General features: G+C 72.6%; 13 protein-coding genes. 6 read left to right on the top strand and 7 right to left on the bottom strand.

The features are described 5' to 3' along the window. Positions 1-23 precede the first annotated feature (23 nt). On the bottom strand, positions 24-1,244 hold the full coding sequence (locus OG245_RS22055; RefSeq protein ID WP_371625212.1) for an amidohydrolase family protein: 1,221 nt from the start codon (positions 1,242-1,244) through the stop codon (positions 24-26). A gap of 314 nt (positions 1,245-1,558) precedes the next feature. Between OG245_RS22055 and OG245_RS22050 the strand changes: the two genes are divergently transcribed. Together OG245_RS22050 and OG245_RS22045 are read left to right on the top strand one after the other, a co-directional pair. Next, entirely contained in the window at positions 1,559-4,522 is a 2,964-nt protein-coding gene (locus OG245_RS22050; RefSeq protein ID WP_371625211.1) for a BTAD domain-containing putative transcriptional regulator, read from the top strand. Positions 4,523-4,715: 193 nt separating this feature from the next. After that, the gene (locus tag OG245_RS22045) at positions 4,716-4,895 is read left to right on the top strand and encodes a hypothetical protein (protein ID WP_371625210.1); all 180 of its coding nucleotides are present in this window, start codon (positions 4,716-4,718) and stop codon (positions 4,893-4,895) included. Between the two features lie 131 nt (positions 4,896-5,026). On the opposite strand, the gene OG245_RS22040 is transcribed toward OG245_RS22045, so the two are convergent. The 3 genes from OG245_RS22040 to OG245_RS22030 form a co-directional block, all read right to left on the bottom strand. Continuing rightward, the gene (locus OG245_RS22040; RefSeq protein WP_371625209.1) at positions 5,027-5,422 is read right to left on the bottom strand and encodes a PIN domain-containing protein; all 396 of its coding nucleotides are present in this window, start codon (positions 5,420-5,422) and stop codon (positions 5,027-5,029) included. Then, positions 5,422-5,700 (bottom strand): hypothetical protein, encoded by a 279-nt coding sequence (locus OG245_RS22035; protein WP_371625208.1) that lies wholly within the window; start codon positions 5,698-5,700, stop codon positions 5,422-5,424. Before OG245_RS22035 ends, OG245_RS22040 begins: the two co-directional genes overlap by 1 nt. A 77-nt stretch (positions 5,701-5,777) precedes the next feature. Further along, on the bottom strand, positions 5,778-7,334 hold the full coding sequence (locus OG245_RS22030) for a FadD3 family acyl-CoA ligase (RefSeq protein ID WP_371625207.1): 1,557 nt from the start codon (positions 7,332-7,334) through the stop codon (positions 5,778-5,780). A gap of 96 nt (positions 7,335-7,430) precedes the next feature. Here OG245_RS22030 and OG245_RS22025 point away from each other — a divergent pair, with 96 nt between their 5' ends. Genes OG245_RS22025 through OG245_RS22015 form a run of 3 tightly spaced genes read left to right on the top strand, consistent with a single transcriptional unit; the run spans position 7,431 to position 9,820 of the window. Next, complete coding sequence (locus tag OG245_RS22025; RefSeq protein ID WP_371625206.1) at positions 7,431-8,579, top strand: lipid-transfer protein; 1,149 nt, start codon at positions 7,431-7,433, stop codon at positions 8,577-8,579. Between the two features lie 5 nt (positions 8,580-8,584). Beyond that, on the top strand, positions 8,585-9,040 hold the full coding sequence (locus tag OG245_RS22020) for a Zn-ribbon domain-containing OB-fold protein (protein ID WP_371625205.1): 456 nt from the start codon (positions 8,585-8,587) through the stop codon (positions 9,038-9,040). Between the two features lie 3 nt (positions 9,041-9,043). Then, the gene (locus OG245_RS22015; RefSeq protein WP_371625204.1) at positions 9,044-9,820 is read left to right on the top strand and encodes an enoyl-CoA hydratase/isomerase family protein; all 777 of its coding nucleotides are present in this window, start codon (positions 9,044-9,046) and stop codon (positions 9,818-9,820) included. A 92-nt stretch (positions 9,821-9,912) separates the two neighbouring features. On the opposite strand, the gene OG245_RS22010 is transcribed toward OG245_RS22015, so the two are convergent. Next, positions 9,913-10,437, bottom strand: coding sequence for a hypothetical protein (locus OG245_RS22010; protein ID WP_371625203.1), 525 nt, complete (start codon positions 10,435-10,437; stop codon positions 9,913-9,915). Positions 10,438-10,643: 206 nt separating this feature from the next. Here OG245_RS22010 and OG245_RS22005 point away from each other — a divergent pair, with 206 nt between their 5' ends. After that, positions 10,644-11,321, top strand: coding sequence for a hypothetical protein (locus OG245_RS22005; RefSeq protein WP_371625202.1), 678 nt, complete (start codon positions 10,644-10,646; stop codon positions 11,319-11,321). A 76-nt stretch (positions 11,322-11,397) separates the two neighbouring features. Here the strand turns inward: OG245_RS22005 and OG245_RS22000 are convergent, their stop codons facing one another. Together OG245_RS22000 and OG245_RS21995 are read right to left on the bottom strand one after the other, a co-directional pair. Continuing rightward, a complete protein-coding gene (locus OG245_RS22000; protein WP_371625201.1) occupies positions 11,398-13,818 on the bottom strand; it encodes a serine/threonine-protein kinase in 2,421 nt (806 codons plus the stop codon). Positions 13,819-14,106: 288 nt separating this feature from the next. Next, a complete protein-coding gene (locus OG245_RS21995) occupies positions 14,107-14,916 on the bottom strand; it encodes a VOC family protein (RefSeq protein WP_371625200.1) in 810 nt (269 codons plus the stop codon). Positions 14,917-15,188: the final 272 nt, after the last annotated feature.

Here is a 15,188-nt window from a genome sequence, read left to right as displayed (position 1 = left end):
CCCGTACGCGCCGGCCTCGGGTTCTACGCCCCCGCCCAGAGCCCGTCCTCGGTGAGCCCCAGCAGCTCGATCGCGTTGCCGCGCACGATCCGGTCGACGACGTCCGGGGCCAGGTGGCCCATCTGCTCCTCGCCGACCTCGCGGGAGCGGGGCCAGGTGGAGTCGGAGTGCGGGTAGTCCGTCTCGTACAGCACGTTGCCGACGCCGATCGCGTCGAGGTTCTTCAGCCCGAAGGCGTCGTCGAAGAAGCAGCCGTAGACGTGCTCGGCGAACAGCTCGGACGGCGGCCGGTGGACCTTCTCGGCGACACCGCCCCAGGCCCGGTTCTCCTCCCAGACGACGTCGGCGCGCTCCAGGATGTACGGGATCCAGCCGATCTGGCCCTCCGCGTACATGATCCTCAGGTTGGGGAAGCGCTCGAACTTGCCGCTCATCAACCAGTCGACCATCGAGAAGCAGCAGTTGGCGAAGGTGATGGTGGAGCCGACCGCGGGCGGGGCGTCGGCGGAGGTGGACGGCATCCTCGACGAGGAGCCGATGTGCATGGCGATCACGGTCCCCGTCTCGTCGCAGGCGGCGAGGAACGGATCCCAGTCGTCCGCATGTATGGACGGAAGCCCGAGATGGGGAGGTATCTCGGAGAATGCGACCGCGCGCACGCCCCGTGCCGCGTTGCGCCGGACCTCGGCGGCGGCGAGCCGCGCGTCCCACAGCGGGACGAGCGTGAGCGGTATGAGGCGGCCGTGCGCCTCGGGGCCGCACCACTCCTCCACCATCCAGTCGTTGTACGCGCGCACCCCGAGGAGCCCCAGCTCGCGGTCGCTCGCCTCGGTGAACGTCTGTCCGCAGAACCGGGGGAAGGTCGGGAAGCAGAGGGCGGACTGGACGTGGTTGACGTCCATGTCGGCGAGCCGCTCCGGGACCGAGAACGAGCCCGGCCGCATCTGCTCGTAGGTGATGATCTCCAGCTTGATCTCGTCCCTGTCGTAGCCGACGGCGGTGTCCAGGCGGGTCAGCGGGCGGTGCAGGTCCTCGTACACCCACCAGTCGCCGACCGGCCCGTCGTCGCCCTTCGCACCCATCACGGGCGCGAACTTGCCGCCCATGAAGGTCATTTCCTTCAGTGGTGCGCGGACGACGCGCGGCCCGGAGTCCGCATACCTGGACGGGAGCCGGTCCCGCCAGACATGAGCGGGCTCCACCGTGTGGTCGTCCACCGAGATGATCTTCGGGAAGGTCTCCATGCGTTCCACGGTAGCGCTGATCTGACGAACCGTCAGCTATCGTGCGCGGATCGGGACGGGACACGGCACGGACCCGGGACGGCGCACGGCACGGGACACGGTTCCCGAATCGTTGTCGAGGGCTTGTGCAGAGCGTCACCCACTGCTGACGAGCCCGCCCGAGACAAGGCAGACTGTTGAGCGCGATACCAGCGGTACCGCGCCATCCGGATGCATACCGCACTTCGACGCACGGGCGGACATACGGACGCGGGCAGCACCGGCAGGATCCGCAGACGAGCGGGACCGGCAGGCGAGCAGGACAGGGGGCATCAATGGACCGTGACAACGGGCCACGCGTGCGCGTACCGGAGCAGCGTGCTCCGGAGAAACCGGTTACGGCGGACGCCCTCAGGTTCACCGTGCTCGGTCCCGTACGGGCCTGGCGGGGCCCGCAGCTGCTCTCGTCCGGCTCGCCCCAGCAGCGCGCCCTGCTGGCCGCGCTGCTGCTGCGCGAGGGCCGGACGGCCACCGCGGGCGAGCTGATCGACGCGTTCTGGGGCGAGGACCCGCCCTCGCAGGCGCTGGCCACGATCCGGACGTACGCCTCGCGGCTGCGCAAGATCCTGGGCCAGGACACCCTGGTCAGCGAGTCCGGCGGCTATGCGATCCGGACCGGGCGGACCGCGCTCGACCTGACGCTGGCACAGGACCTGGCGGCCGAGGCGGAGAAGGCCCGCGTCGCCGGGGACCGCTTCCAGGCGCGCACCCTGATCAACAAGGTGCTGGGCCTGTGGGACGGCGAGGCGCTGGCCTCGGTGCCCGGCCCGTACGCGGACAACCAGCGGACCCGGCTGGAGGAGTGGCGGCTCCAGCTCACCGAGACGCGGCTCGATCTGGACCTGGAGGTCGGCTGCCACGCGGAGGCCGTCTCCGAACTGACCGCGCTCACCGCCGCGCACCCGCTGCGCGAGAGACTGCGCGAGCTGCTGATGGTGGCGCTGTACCGCAGCGGCCGGCAGGCCGAGGCCCTCGCGGTGTACGCGGACACCCGCCGGCTCCTCGCGGAGGAGCTGGGCGTCGACCCGCGCCCCGAGCTGGCCCAGCTCCAGCAGCGCATCCTGCGCGCCGACGAGGAGCTGGCCCGCCCGACGGACGAGCCGGCCCCCGCGCCCGCGCCGCTGCGGCCCGCGCAGCTTCCCGCCACGGTGCCGGACTTCACCGGCCGGTCCGCGTTCGTGTCCGAGCTGGGCAACCGGCTGGCCACCGCCGAGAACTCGGTGATGGCCGTCTCCGCGGTCGCCGGGATCGGCGGCGTCGGCAAGACGACGCTGGCCGTGCACGTCGCCCACCAGGCCCGCCGGCACTTCCCCGACGGGCAGCTCTACGTCGACCTCCAGGGCGCGGGAGCGCGGGCGGCCGAGCCGGAGACGGTCCTCGGCTCGTTCCTGCGGGCGCTCGGCACGGCGGACTCGGCGATCCCCGACACTCTGGACGAGCGGGCCGCGCTGTACCGCTCGACGCTCGACGGCCGCCGCATCCTGATCCTCCTCGACAACGCCCACGACGCCGCCCAGATCCGCCCGCTGCTGCCCGGTACGCCGGGGTGCGCGGCGCTGGTGACGAGCCGGGTGCGGATGGTGGACCTGGCCGGGGCGCATCTGGTGGACCTGGACGTGATGTCGCCGGAGGAGGCGCTCCAGCTCTTCACCCGGATCGTCGGCGCGGAACGGGTCGGCGCGGAACGCGAGGCGGCCCTCGACGTGGTGGCCGCGTGCGGCTTCCTGCCCCTGGCCATCCGCATCGCCGCCTCGCGCCTCGCCGCGCGCCGCACCTGGACGGTCTCGGTCCTCGCCGCCAAGCTCGCGGACGAGCGCCGCCGGCTGGACGAGCTCCAGGCGGGCGACCTCGCGGTGAAGGCCACGTTCGAACTGGGCTACGGCCAGCTGGAACGGGCCCAGGCCCGCGCCTTCCGCCTCCTGGGCCTCGCGGACGGCCCGGACATCTCCCTGGCCGCGGCGGCGGCCCTGCTGAACCTGGACCCGCACGTGGCGGAGGACCTCCTGGAGGCCCTGGTCGACACGAGCCTGGTGGAGTCCGCCGCCCCGGGCCGCTACCGCTACCACGACCTGGTGCGCCTCTACGCGCGTGCGTGCGCCGAGCGGGACGAACGGCCGGTGGAACGGGAGCGGGCGCTGTCACGGCTGCTGGACTTCTATCTGGCCACGGCGGCGGGGGTGTACGCGCTGGAGCGGCCGGGGGACCGGACCGTGGACCACCTGGAAGGGACGGAGCACGAGGGGCTCTCGTTCACCGATCACCGCCGAGCCCTCGACTGGCTCTACACGGAGGCGAGTTGCCTGCTCTCCTGTGTCCAGCAGAATCGTGCTCCCCGCTCGATACGGCGTGCGGTCGACCTCCTGCTGGCCGCGAAGGACCTCGCCGAGTCAGGGGCGAACGCGCGTCAGTTCGAATCCGCGGCCACCGTGGTGAGGGACGCCGCGGTCGAGGCCGGCGACCCCCATGCCGAGGCGAGGGCGCGGACGACACTCGCACAGGTGCACAGCATGGCCGGTCGCTTCGACCAGGCGGAGGACGAGGCACGCGAGGCCATGCTGCTGGCCCCTTCGGTGGACGACGTGTGGACGCACTGCAACGCGCCGAACGAACTGGGCATCATCGCCGGTTACCGCAACCAGCAGGAGGAAGCCGAGGCCCTGCTCCGGCGGGCGTGCACCGCGTTTCGCGCGGACCGGAACCACGCCGGCGAGGCAAGTGCCCTGTGCAATCTCTCCCGCGTCCATCTCGCCATGGGCCGGACGGCCAGTGCGGTGAGGCTGGCGGGCGAGGGCGTCGCTCTCTACAACCGGATGGGCCTCACCCTGCGCCTGGCGAACGGCCGCTACGCCCTGGGGCTGGCCCTGGCGCGCGCGAACCGGCCGGAGGAGGCGCAAGTGCGGCTCACCGAGGCCTTGGCCGTGTTCCGGGAGAGCCGCCAGCGCCTCTGGGAGGGAATGACGCTGTTCCGCCTGGCCGAGGTGCAACTCACCGTCGAGCGCCCCGCGCAGGCCGCCGCCCTGGCGGAACAGGCGCTCACCGTGCTGCTCCACATAGGCGGCGAGTGGCGGCGCGCGAATGTGCTCACGGTGCTGGGCCAGGCGCTCCACGGCATAGGGCAGGCCGACCGGGCGCAGGTCTGCTGGCGGGAGGCGCTCTCCGTCTTCGAACAGCTGAAGGCTCCCGAGAGCGAGGCCGTCTCCCGTCTGCTCTCCAAGACGGGTGCCCCCAGCGAGAGCTGAGTCACGTTCATCGTTCGTTTATCGCCGCGGTGCAGTCTTGCCTCTGTCGAAACGTCGCGTCGGGGGGCAGACGATTCGGCAGTGGAACCGAGCACTAAGGTGAACGGCTCTGAATAGCCCGTCCGGCAGCCCACGGGGGAGCAGCCGGACGGGCTTCGCCAACAGCCCCTGCACCGAGTAACGGAGTTCACCCATGAGCGAAGCGAAGAAGATCAAGCCGCCCCAGGTCCAGCCCGGGACCACCGGCGACATCAAGCCCGAGGACAGCCACATGACGGGCGAGCCCACGGTCAAGCCCTTGGACAGCCACATGACGGGCGAGCCCGCGATCACGCCCTTGGACAGCCACATGACGGGGCCGGACCCGCGCTGAGCGGGAGCCCCAGGGGGAAGCGGCCGCGGTGGCGCCGAGGGGGAGCCGCCGCGGTCGCGGTACGGGGGAATGTGTGAGGGGCCCGGGTCGGGGGAGACGCTCGGGCCCCTCCCGCATGTCCGGGACCGTGCCTACAGGCCGCGCAGCTGAACCCTTGGCCGGCACAGCTTCGCCAGGTCGTCCACGTCGGACGTGAACAGCGCGGTCCGGCCCGGCTGCCGGTTCGCGATCGCGGCGAGCGCGGCGTCGATGGCGTACGTGTGGCCGTGCAGTCCGGCCTCACGCAGAAGGCGGATCGCCTCGTCGGCGATATCCGTGGTGACGGGTTCGACGACCACCCGTGCCATCGCCCAGTTCCAGGCCGGCATGCGGATCTTGCCGTGGTACGCCTCGATGAGCGTCATGGAACTGGTGACCACCCGGATGCCCGACTGGTGGGCTTTCGTCAGGATGCCGGTGAACGTGCGATCCCGCAGCGCGATCCTGGACAGCGCCTCACTGTCCAGGACGAAGCAGATGTCCTGCATCAGGCGGCAGCCGCCTGATCGCCACGGCCGTCGCCTTCCCGTTCCTCGAACCACCGCTCGATGTCGCGCAGCTCAGCGGCGGCAGCGACCTGCTCGTCCTCGGTGAGCGGGCCGTCCTTCTCCTGCATCCAGGCGACCAGCTCGCCCAGCCGGTCATGCTCACGCTGCCGCTCTATGGCCCGGGTGACATACGCGCTGAACGCGCCGGGGCCCACCTCGCTGCGGATCTCCTCCGCCAGCTCCTCCGGCAGGGTGACCGTGTACTTCTTGGTTGCCATACCCTCGACCATACCGCCAGGAAGTCCCCACCCCAGCCGCCGTCACCCCATCCAGTGAACCCGAACAGGCATTCCCCCTACCCCCGCCCCCGCAGCTCCCCCTTCACCACTTTGCCGCTCGCGTTGCGCGGCAGCTCCGGGACGAACTCCACCGCCCGCGGCACCTTGAAGTTCGCCATCTCGCGGCGGGACCAGGCGATCAGGTCGTCCGCGGTAAGCGTCGCGCCCCGGCGGCGGACCGCGTAGGCCTTGCCGACCTCGCCGAGCCTCGGGTCCGGGACGCCGATGACCGCGACGTCGGCCACGTCCGGATGGAGGCCGAGGAGCTGCTCTATCTCGGCCGGGTAGGCGTTGAAGCCGCCCACGATGAACATGTCCTTGATCCGGTCCGTGATCCGCAGGTTCCCCGCCGCGTCCAGGACGCCCACGTCGCCGGTGCGGAGCCAGCCGTCCTCGGTCATCGTGGCGGCCGTCGTGTCCGGGTCCTCGAAGTAGCCGCTCATCACGTGGAAGCCACGGACCTGCACCTCGCCCGGAGCGCCCGGTTCCGCCAGGACGCGCAGCTCGGTGCCGGGGATCGCGCGGCCCGACGTGGTGGCCACGACCTCCGGCGCGTCGCCCCGGCGGCACATGGTGACGATGCCGCTCGCCTCGGAGAGGCCGTACGCGGTGAGGACCGTCGCGATGTGGAGTTCCCCGCGCAGGCGCTCCACGAGCTGGAGGGGGACCACCGCAGCGCCCGTGACGACCAGGCGGAGGGCCGAGAGGTCGTGCGCGTCGCGCGCCGGGTGGTCCAGGAGCGACTGGTGGAGGGTCGGCGGGCCCGGCAGGACCGAGATCCGTTCCGCCGCGATGTTCGCCAGCACCGTGTCCACGTTGAACACCGGCTGCGGCACCATCGTGGCCCCCCGCATCAGACAGGCGATGATCCCCGCCTTGTAGCCGAAGGTGTGGAAGAAGGGGTTGACGATCAGATAGCGGTCGCCTTCGCGCAGGCCCGCCAGATCGCTCCAGATCGCGTACGCCCGCAGCGTCTGCGCATGGGTGATCACCGCCCCCTTCGGGCGGCCCGTGGTGCCGGAGGTGTAGATGATGTCGGAGGGGTCGAAGGGCGCGACGGCCGCCGCCCGTTCCCGTACGGCGGAGGACGGGACGCTCTCCCCCGCCGCCAGGAAGTCCGGCCAGCTCGTGTAGTCCTCGGGGGCCGTGTCCGCGAGGACCACCACCCGTTCCAGGTCCGGCAGCCGCACTTCCGCCCGCCGCAGCGACGCCACGTACGAGGTGCCCAGGAACGTGCCGGTGACGAACAGCAGCCGGGCCCGGCTGCTCCGCAGGATGTACGCCGCCTCCGTGCCCTTGAAGCGGGTGTTCAGCGGGACCAGCACCGCCCCGGCCGTCACCGCCCCGAGCGCGGAGACGATCCAGTCCAGGGTGTTCGGGGCCCAGATCGCGACCCGGTCCCCCGGCTCCACACCGGAGGCGAGGCACCCGGCCGCGGCCCGCTCCACCCGCTCGCCGAGCTCCGCGTACGAGAGCCGGACGCGACCGTCGGCGACCGCCTCGGCGGAGCCGTACCGCCGCGCCGCCGCCCGCACCAGCTCCGGGATGCTGCCCCATTCCTCGTCGCCTCGCATCACGCGCCCTCCTGCCGCCGCACTAGCTGACTATCCGTCAGATTAGCGGTAGCCTCTGCCGCTGTCAGCAGGGGCGACGGTGCGGGAGGTCAGCGGATGGCAACGCTCAAGGACGCGACGGCGATAGCCGGGATCGGGCAGACGGCGTTCGCGAAACGGCTTCCCGAATCGGAGAAGACCCTCGCCTGCCGGGCGATCCTGGCGGCCCTCGACGACGCGGGCATCGCCCCCGCCGAGGTCGACGGCTTCGCCTCGTACACGATGGAGGAGACCGACGAGGTGGAGGTCGCCAAGGCGATCGGCGCCGGGGACGTCACGTTCTTCTCCAAGGTCGGCTACGGCGGCGGCGGTTCCTGCGCCACGCTCGCCCACCTCGCCGCGGCCGTCGCCACCGGACAGGCGAGCGTCGGCGTGGCCTGGCGGTCGCGCAAACGCGGCTCCGGGCCGCGGCCGTGGAAGAACACGGCCGTCCAGCTCCCCACGCCCGCCCAGTGGACCCGCCCCTACGGGCTGCTGCGGCCGGCCGACGAGATCGGCATGCTGGCCCGGCGCTACATGCACCAGTACGGGGCCACCCGCGACCATCTCTTCAACGTGGCGCTCGCCTGCCGCAACCGGGCCAACCAGAACCCGGACGCGATCATGTACGACCGCCCGCTGACCCGCGAGATGTACATGACCTCCCGCTGGATCAGTGAGCCTCTCTGCCTCTTCGACAACTGCCTGGAGACCGACGGGGCGTTGGCCTGTGTGATCGTCTCCGCCGAACGCGCCCGCGACTGCCGGCGCAAGCCCGTCTACCTCCACTCCGTCGCCCAGGGCCTGCCCGCCCAGCACCACGGGATGGTCAACTACTGGAACGACGACCCGCTGACCGGACCCGCCTGGACGGCGGCCCGACAGCTGTGGAAACAGGCCGACTTCGGGCCCGAGGACGTCGAAGTGGCGCAGATCTACGACGCGTTCACCCCGCTCGTCCCGCTCTCCCTGGAGGGCTACGGCTTCTGCGCGCGCGGCGAGGGCGGCGCGTTCACCGAGGGCGGGGCGCTGGAGAGCGGCGGGCGGCTGCCGATCAACACCGGGGGCGGCGGGCTCAGCGAGGCGTACGTCCACGGCTTCAACCTCATCACCGAGGGAGTGAAGCAACTGCGCGGCACCTCCACCGCCCAGGTGCCCGACGCCGCCACCTGCCTGGTCACCGCCGGCGAGGGCGTTCCGACGTCGGCCGTACTGCTGAGGAGTTGAGAGGAATGGCCGTGAACGATTCCCTGCTGCTTCCCGTCCCGGACGAGGACGGCGCACCCTTCTGGGAGTACGCCGCACGCGGCGAACTGCGCGTACAGGCCTGCGCCTCCCCCGCCTGCGGCGAACTGCGCTTCCCGCCCCGGCCCTGCTGCCCGCACTGCGGGTCGTTCGCGAGCGAGTGGCGGGAGATGAGCGGGCACGGCCGGCTCTGGTCGTACGTGGTCCCGCATCCGCCACTGCTCCCCGCCTACGCCGAACAGGCCCCGTACAACGCGGTGTTGGTCGAGCTGGCGGAGGCCCCGCAGATCCGGCTGGCCGGGAACGTCGTCGCCGCCCCGGACGCCCCGCTGAACTCGGTGGACCCGGCGCGGCTGCGGATCGGTGCTCCGGTGCGGGCCGTGTTCTGCCCGGCGGGGCCCGACGGCGGCGTCACGCTGGTCCGCTGGCTCCTGGAGCGGTGAGCGATGGCCCTGCGCACCGAGCGGGACGAGGAGACCGGGGTCGCGCTCGTCACCCTGGACCGGCCGGCGAAGCTCAACGCGATCGACCTGGAGACGGCCGGGGAACTGTCCTCGCTGTGGCGGGAGTTGCGGTACGACGAGTCGGTGCGGGCGGTCGTCCTCACCGGGGCCGGGACACGAGCGTTCTGTACGGGGATCGACCGGGGCGTCACCGTCCCGCAGCCTCCGTCCCCGTACTCCCTCGACGACCCCCTCCTGCGGATCGGCCCCAAGGCGAACGACCTGTGGAAGCCGGTGATCGCGGCGGTGGAGGGGATGGCCTGCGGCGGGGCGTTCTATCTGCTGGGCGAGGCGGAGTTCGTGGTCGCGTCCCGGGAGGCGACGTTCTTCGACCCGCACACGACGTACGGGATGGTCTCGGCGTACGAGGCCATCGCGATGGCCCAGCGGATGCCGTTCGGGGAGGTCGCCCGGATGTCCCTGATGGGCACGGCGGAACGGCTGAGCGCCGGGCGGGCGTACGAGATCGGCCTGGTCAGCGAGGTGACGGAGCCGGGCGGCGCGGTGGCGGCGGCCCTGCGGTCGGCGACGGTGATCGCCCGCTGTCCGAAGGAGGCGGTACAGGGCACGGTCCGGGCGGTGTGGTCCGCGAAGGAGGCGGCCAGGGCCCAGGCGATGTCGCAGGCCCCGGCGCTGATCGCCCTGGGAAATCTGCCGCCGGAGCGGCAGGCGGAGCTGTTCGAGGGACGGGACGGGGCCGGGGAGCCCCTGGTGCGGTGAGCGTTCGAGGGGCCCGGGTGCGATGAGCCCCGTCCATCCGCCCCGTCCGCACTGTCCGTCCCGTCCGACCCGTCCGCGCGGGGTTCCCGGCCTCAGAGGACCTCGACGGTCACTTCGCAGCCCTTGACCTTGGACACCTTGCGGGGGCTCTCCATCCGCAGGGTGAAGGTGCGGACCTCGCCGCCGTCGAGGTTCACGGTGGTCTCGGCGGTGTCCATGGTGTTGCCGAGGCCGTCGACGAACCGCACGTCGATCTCGTACGCCTGCGAGCCCGGCTCGTTCGCCCGCAGCTCGATCAGCGAGGAGGTGACCGCCTTGCGCTTGCCCTTGCGGGGCTGGGCGCAGCGGACGATCCGGTAGGCGGGGGCGTCGGACGCGGTGGGCGTCGGGGTTCCGTAGGAGCCGGACGAGCCGGAGGACGAGGAGTCGTCGTAGTCGTCGTCGAAGTCGTTGTCGCGGTAGCCGTTGTTGCTCTTCTTCGAGCTGGAGCAGCCGCCGCCCGAGCTGCCGCTCTTGCCGCTCTTGCCCTTGCCGCCGCTGGAAGAGGTCGAGAACCCGGTGAGCGCGAGCACCACCACGACCAGGACCGCTGCGAGCTTCGTCTGTCGCCGCATCATGGATGCAGCCCCCCTTGAGTTTCGTTGCCGGTACGTCGCGCCGCTGGCGTGCGTCGTCGCCCTCAGCATGCCGCACACGACCCCCTGTCCAGGTCATGACCCTGTCACGGTCCCGTCATCGTCCGCGTGGCGGGGGTGATCGTCCCGGCGTAGCGTCGGCTGCGGGGGAAGCCCGCGCAGGCGGGACGACGCCCTGGAGGCTGACGATGATCCGCAACGTCCTCGGCTCCGTCGTCGCCCTGGCCGGGGCGGCCTCGGCCGTACTGAGCCCGTTCCGCGACTGGTACGCCGGGCGGGCGGGGCAGGACTACCGGCTGGAGGACCTCTTCGGAGGCATCACCGCCGCGGAGTCCGGGGTGCTGGTCTCGATGCTGCTGCCGTTCCTGGCGGCGGCCCTGCTGGTGATCGTGGGCGTCGTGCTCCGGTCCCGGCTCGTGGTCGCCCTCGCCGGGCTGGTGGTGCTGGGCTTCACGATCCTGTGGATGGTCCGCCAGGGGCAGGCCGCGGGGTCGCTGGTGGTGGCCGGGGACGGGTCCGGGCTCCAGGTGGGCGTGGTGAACGCGCTGGCGGGCGGGGTACTGATGCTGATCGGGGCGCTGCTGATGAGCGGTCGCGGCCGGCGGGGCCGGCGGGAGCGGAAGCCGGTGGAGCCGTACGCCGCGCCGCCGCCGGATCAGGTGGACACGTGGCCACCGACGCAGGAGCCGGGGATGTCCGTGCAGACGTCGCCGTGGCCGGAGCCGGAGGTGGACCCGTACACGGGGCCCGACCCCCATGACCCCCGTACGCGGTCCTACCCGCAGGCCCCGCCGACGGAGACGGACCCCCGGGACCCGGTGCACCCGCCGCACCGGCAGCCGCCGCCCCCGCCTCCGCGGGGTTGACGGCCGCCCCGCCGAGGGTTCCGGCCTCGCATGCCCGCCATCGAGCCCGGCCGGCGCGTGAGGGACGGAACCCGGGTCAGGCCCGCGCCCTGTTCCCCGTGCCCGTTCCCTTCAGCGCGTCCAGGGCGTACACGCAGCGGTCCTTGCTGCAGGCGTAGACCACGCCCGCCTGCGCCACGGGTGAGCCCGTGATCTCGCCGCCCGTCGCGAGCTTCCAGCGCAGCTGGCCGCCCGCCGCGTCCAGCGTGTAGAGGACGTGGTCCGCCGAGCCGAAGTGGACCCGGCCCTCCGCCACCACCGGGGAGCCCACCACATCGCCGCCTGCCGCGAAGCGCCACTTCGGGGTGCCGGTGACCGCGTCCAGGGTGTACAGCGCGCTGCCGCTGCCGACGTGCACGTTGCCCACCGCGACCAGCACCGGCTCGATGGAGGAGCGGGCCTCCGTGGCGATCCGCCAGCGGTCCTTGCCGGTCGTCGCGTCCAGCGCGTACACCGTGCCGAGGTAGTCCGCGAGGTAGACCCCGCCGCCGGTCACCGCCGGGCCCGGCGCGAACGCGGGCGGGGAGAGGAAGACCGCGGGCGACTCGAAGTGCCAGCGCACCCGGCCGGAGCCGGTCTCCACCGCCAGCACCCGGGTGCCCGCCGCGATGTAGACGTAGCCGTCGGGGGCCGGGGTGACGCGGACCGGGACGCCGCCGCAGGAGGCCGCGTCGCCGATCGGGTACGACCAGCGCTCGACGCCCGTACGGGCGTCCAGCGCGCGCAGCCGGGCGTCCTGCCAGACGTACACCGTGCCGTCGTGGATGACCGGGCCGGACTCCGCCGTCTCGAAGTCGCTCTGCGCACCGGTGACTTCCCACAGCTTCTCGCCGTTGGACGCCTCCCAGCCCTGGACGCCGCCGCCCCGGGTCGCGGTCAGGACCGTGCCCCGGTCGGCCTTGAGGGCGTACACCCAGGCGTCGGTCGCCAGCCGCCAGTGCTCGGCGCCGGTCGTGGCGTCCAGCGCGTACAGCGAGGGGCCGTCCGAGGCGTGGATCCTGCCGCCCTCGACGGCCATGGCCCAGGCCACGTCCCGGGTCTTGAACTGGCGTCGGCCGTTGCCCACGTCCAGCGCGTGGACCTCGAAGGACGTCACGTACAGCAGGTCGCCGGAGACGACGGGCGTGCCCCACACGTCGTTGGACATGCGGAAGCGCCAGGGCCGCCAGCGGTCGGGGGCGGGGGGCGCGCCGTCCGGGGCGGGGCCCGGGGCCGGGACGGGTGCGGTGGAGGCGGTGGGCGCCGAACCGTTCACTCCGGCGGGCGGGCGGACCCAGCCGGTCGCGGCCGCCGGGTGCGCGGCGGCCGCCCCGCGCCCCTCGCCCGCACGCGGGCCGGGGCCGATCGGCACCTTGGCGCCGGGCAATTGGACGGGCCCGCCGTCGGGCGCGGCGGAAGGACCCGCGGCCGGGCCGGACGCGCCGGACAGCGGCGAGGGCGAGGACAGCGGTGAGGGTGAGCGCAGGTCCGCCCCGCTGCGCCAGGAGGTGTCCCGCTCCGGGGCCCTGGGGGGCTGCCGAGGGGGCGGCGGGGGCGCCACCGGGGCGGGCGGTGCGGTGCGCCCGCCGCCCCTGCGCCGCTCGATCATCGCGGTGGCCGGGGACGGCAGCCAGGCCGAGGCCGTGCCGCTGTCGTCGCTGCCGGAGGCGAAGAGGTGCGGGGCGAGCTGGGCCTGGAGGTCGGCGGGGCTCGGCCGCCGGGTGGCGTCCATCTGCATGCAGGACTCGATCAGCGGCCGCAGGTCGTCCGGCAGCCCCTCGGTGTCGGGGCCCTCGCGCAGCAGCATGAACACCGTCTCGACCGGGTTGGCCCCGTGGAAGGGGGCGTGCCCGGTGGCGGCGAAGACGAGCGTGGAGCCCAGCGAGAAGATGTCGCTGGCCCCGGTGACGCTGCGGGAGTCCCGGGCCTGCTCGGGCGACATGTACGCGGGCGTGCCGACGGCGACGTTCGTCATGGTCAGCCGGGTGTTGGAGACGCCGGACGCGATGCCGAAGTCGATCACCCGGGGGCCGTCCTCGACGACGAGGACGTTGGACGGCTTCAGGTCGCGGTGGACGAGGCCCGCGCCGTGGATGGACTGGAGGGCCTCGGCGATGCCGGCGGCCAGCCAGCGCACCGCCTGGGTCGGCATGGGACCGCACTCGTTCACTATCTCTTCGAGCGAGGGCGCGGGCACGTAGGCGGTGGCGAGCCAGGGCACGGCGGCCCGCGGGTCGGCGTCGACCACGGCGGCGGTGTAGAACCCGCTGACCGCGCGGGCCGCCTCGACCTCGCGGGTGAAGCGGACCCGGAAGAGCTGGTCCTCGGCGAGCTCGGTCCGCACCGTCTTGATCGCCACGCGTCGGCCGGACGCCGACCGCGCGAGATAGACCAGCCCCATGCCGCCGGCCCCGAGCCGTCCCAGCACCTCGAACGGGCCGATCCGTCTCGGGTCGTGCTGCGTCAGCTGCTCCACCACTTGCCTGCCACCTCCCCGTGAACGGACCTCGGCGACGAAGTCCGCGAATTACCGCCCGGTCGAATCCGCCCTGCGCAGCGCGCCCTGTGCAGGGTCTCACCACTGGACATCACCTGGCGGTACGCACCCCGATTCTTCCTGTCCCGCGCCCCGGTTGCGAACCCGGGTGCGGATGAGGGTGTCTCATGTCACTTCGGGCGGTATCCCCCCACATCGGGATACGGGAAGGGGTGCGGAAAGGGTGCGGAGGGCAGAGGAGACGGGGAGGTCGGGGGGAACCCGGCTTTCCTACGGTCGCGGCTCGCCGGGCTCCAGTACGGCGAAGGCGGCCCCCTGGTCGTCGTGCAGCACGGCCATCCGCCCGGAGGGGATGTCGAAGGGCGGCTGGACCACCCGGCCGCCGAGCTGTACGGCGAGTTCGGCGGCGGCGTCGCAGTCGGCGACGGCGAAGTAGACGAGGAAGTAGCTCGGCATCTCGGCCGGGAACGCGTCCGTGATGACGCTGCGGCCGCCGACCGCGGTGTCCGGGCCCGGTTCGGTGCCCCCGGGGGACCACAACCGGAAGTCGACCAGCGCCTCGGAGTCGCCGGAGATGTCGTGGCCCGCCTCGTCCAGGTCGGTGCCGCGGAAGCCGAAGACCTTCTCGTAGAAGGGGTCCACCCGGTCCGGCTGCCGGGTGTAGACCTCGGTCCAGCAGAAGGAGGCGGGGTCGTTCCGCTTCTCGAAGCCCGCGCGTTCCTCCGGCTGCCAGAGCCCGAAGACGGCGCCCCCGGGGTCGGCCGCCTCCGCCACGATCCCGGCACGCCCCGCCCGTACCGGGTCGGTGATGATCTGGCCGCCGTGCTCGCGGATCGCGGCGACGGTGGCCCGGATGTCGTCGGTGGCGAAGTAGACGCCCCAGGCCGTGGGCATCCGGCCGTCCTTCTTCGCGGCGAGGCCGGCGACCAGGCGGCCGTCGCTGAGCGCGTCCGCGAAGGGCATGCCGTCGCCCGCCCGGAAGGTCCAGCCGAAGAGCCCGCCGTAGAAGCGCTTGCCCGCTTCGAGGTCGGAGAGCTGCACGTCCGCCCAGCACGGCGCGGAATGCGCGAATGGGGCCATGGGACCGGGTCCTTCCGTAGCAGTGACGCCCGTCACAGTCAACGTAACGTCGCACCCAACCCCGCGCGCCTTGGACACACCTAAAGGGAACCTTTGACCGATTAGTGAAGGCACGCTCACCATGTGGACGAAAGTTGTCCACCGAAGTTGTCCACAGGCTGTTGATAACATTTACTCCGGCCCGCACCCCGGCCCACGCCCGGCCCGCCCCCCGGCCCGCGCGCCGTGCCCGCATCCGGGCTCCGACGCCTCTCGCACCCCGGCCGAAAACC

Source organism: Streptomyces sp. NBC_01116, from assembly GCF_041435495.1.
In the GTDB taxonomy this organism is placed as follows: Bacteria; Actinomycetota; Actinomycetes; order Streptomycetales; family Streptomycetaceae; genus Streptomyces.
The sequence above is the reverse complement of the archived record's forward strand: the minus strand, read 5'-3'. Positions and strand labels throughout refer to the sequence as shown.

Coding starts and splice junctions, on each gene's coding strand:
- OG245_RS22005 (WP_371625202.1), top strand. CDS start 10,644: ATGATCCGCAACGTCCTCGGCTCCGTCGTCGCCCTGGCCGGGGCGGCC.
- OG245_RS22015 (WP_371625204.1), top strand. CDS start 9,044: ATGGCCCTGCGCACCGAGCGGGACGAGGAGACCGGGGTCGCGCTCGTC.
- OG245_RS22055 (WP_371625212.1), bottom strand. CDS start 1,244: ATGGAGACCTTCCCGAAGATCATCTCGGTGGACGACCACACGGTGGAG.
- OG245_RS22045 (WP_371625210.1), top strand. CDS start 4,716: ATGAGCGAAGCGAAGAAGATCAAGCCGCCCCAGGTCCAGCCCGGGACC.
- OG245_RS22035 (WP_371625208.1), bottom strand. CDS start 5,700: ATGGCAACCAAGAAGTACACGGTCACCCTGCCGGAGGAGCTGGCGGAG.
- OG245_RS22025 (WP_371625206.1), top strand. CDS start 7,431: ATGGCAACGCTCAAGGACGCGACGGCGATAGCCGGGATCGGGCAGACG.
- OG245_RS22050 (WP_371625211.1), top strand. CDS start 1,559: ATGGACCGTGACAACGGGCCACGCGTGCGCGTACCGGAGCAGCGTGCT.
- OG245_RS22010 (WP_371625203.1), bottom strand. CDS start 10,437: ATGATGCGGCGACAGACGAAGCTCGCAGCGGTCCTGGTCGTGGTGGTG.
- OG245_RS22020 (WP_371625205.1), top strand. CDS start 8,585: ATGGCCGTGAACGATTCCCTGCTGCTTCCCGTCCCGGACGAGGACGGC.
- OG245_RS22030 (WP_371625207.1), bottom strand. CDS start 7,334: ATGCGAGGCGACGAGGAATGGGGCAGCATCCCGGAGCTGGTGCGGGCG.
- OG245_RS22040 (WP_371625209.1), bottom strand. CDS start 5,422: ATGCAGGACATCTGCTTCGTCCTGGACAGTGAGGCGCTGTCCAGGATC.
- OG245_RS21995 (WP_371625200.1), bottom strand. CDS start 14,916: ATGGCCCCATTCGCGCATTCCGCGCCGTGCTGGGCGGACGTGCAGCTC.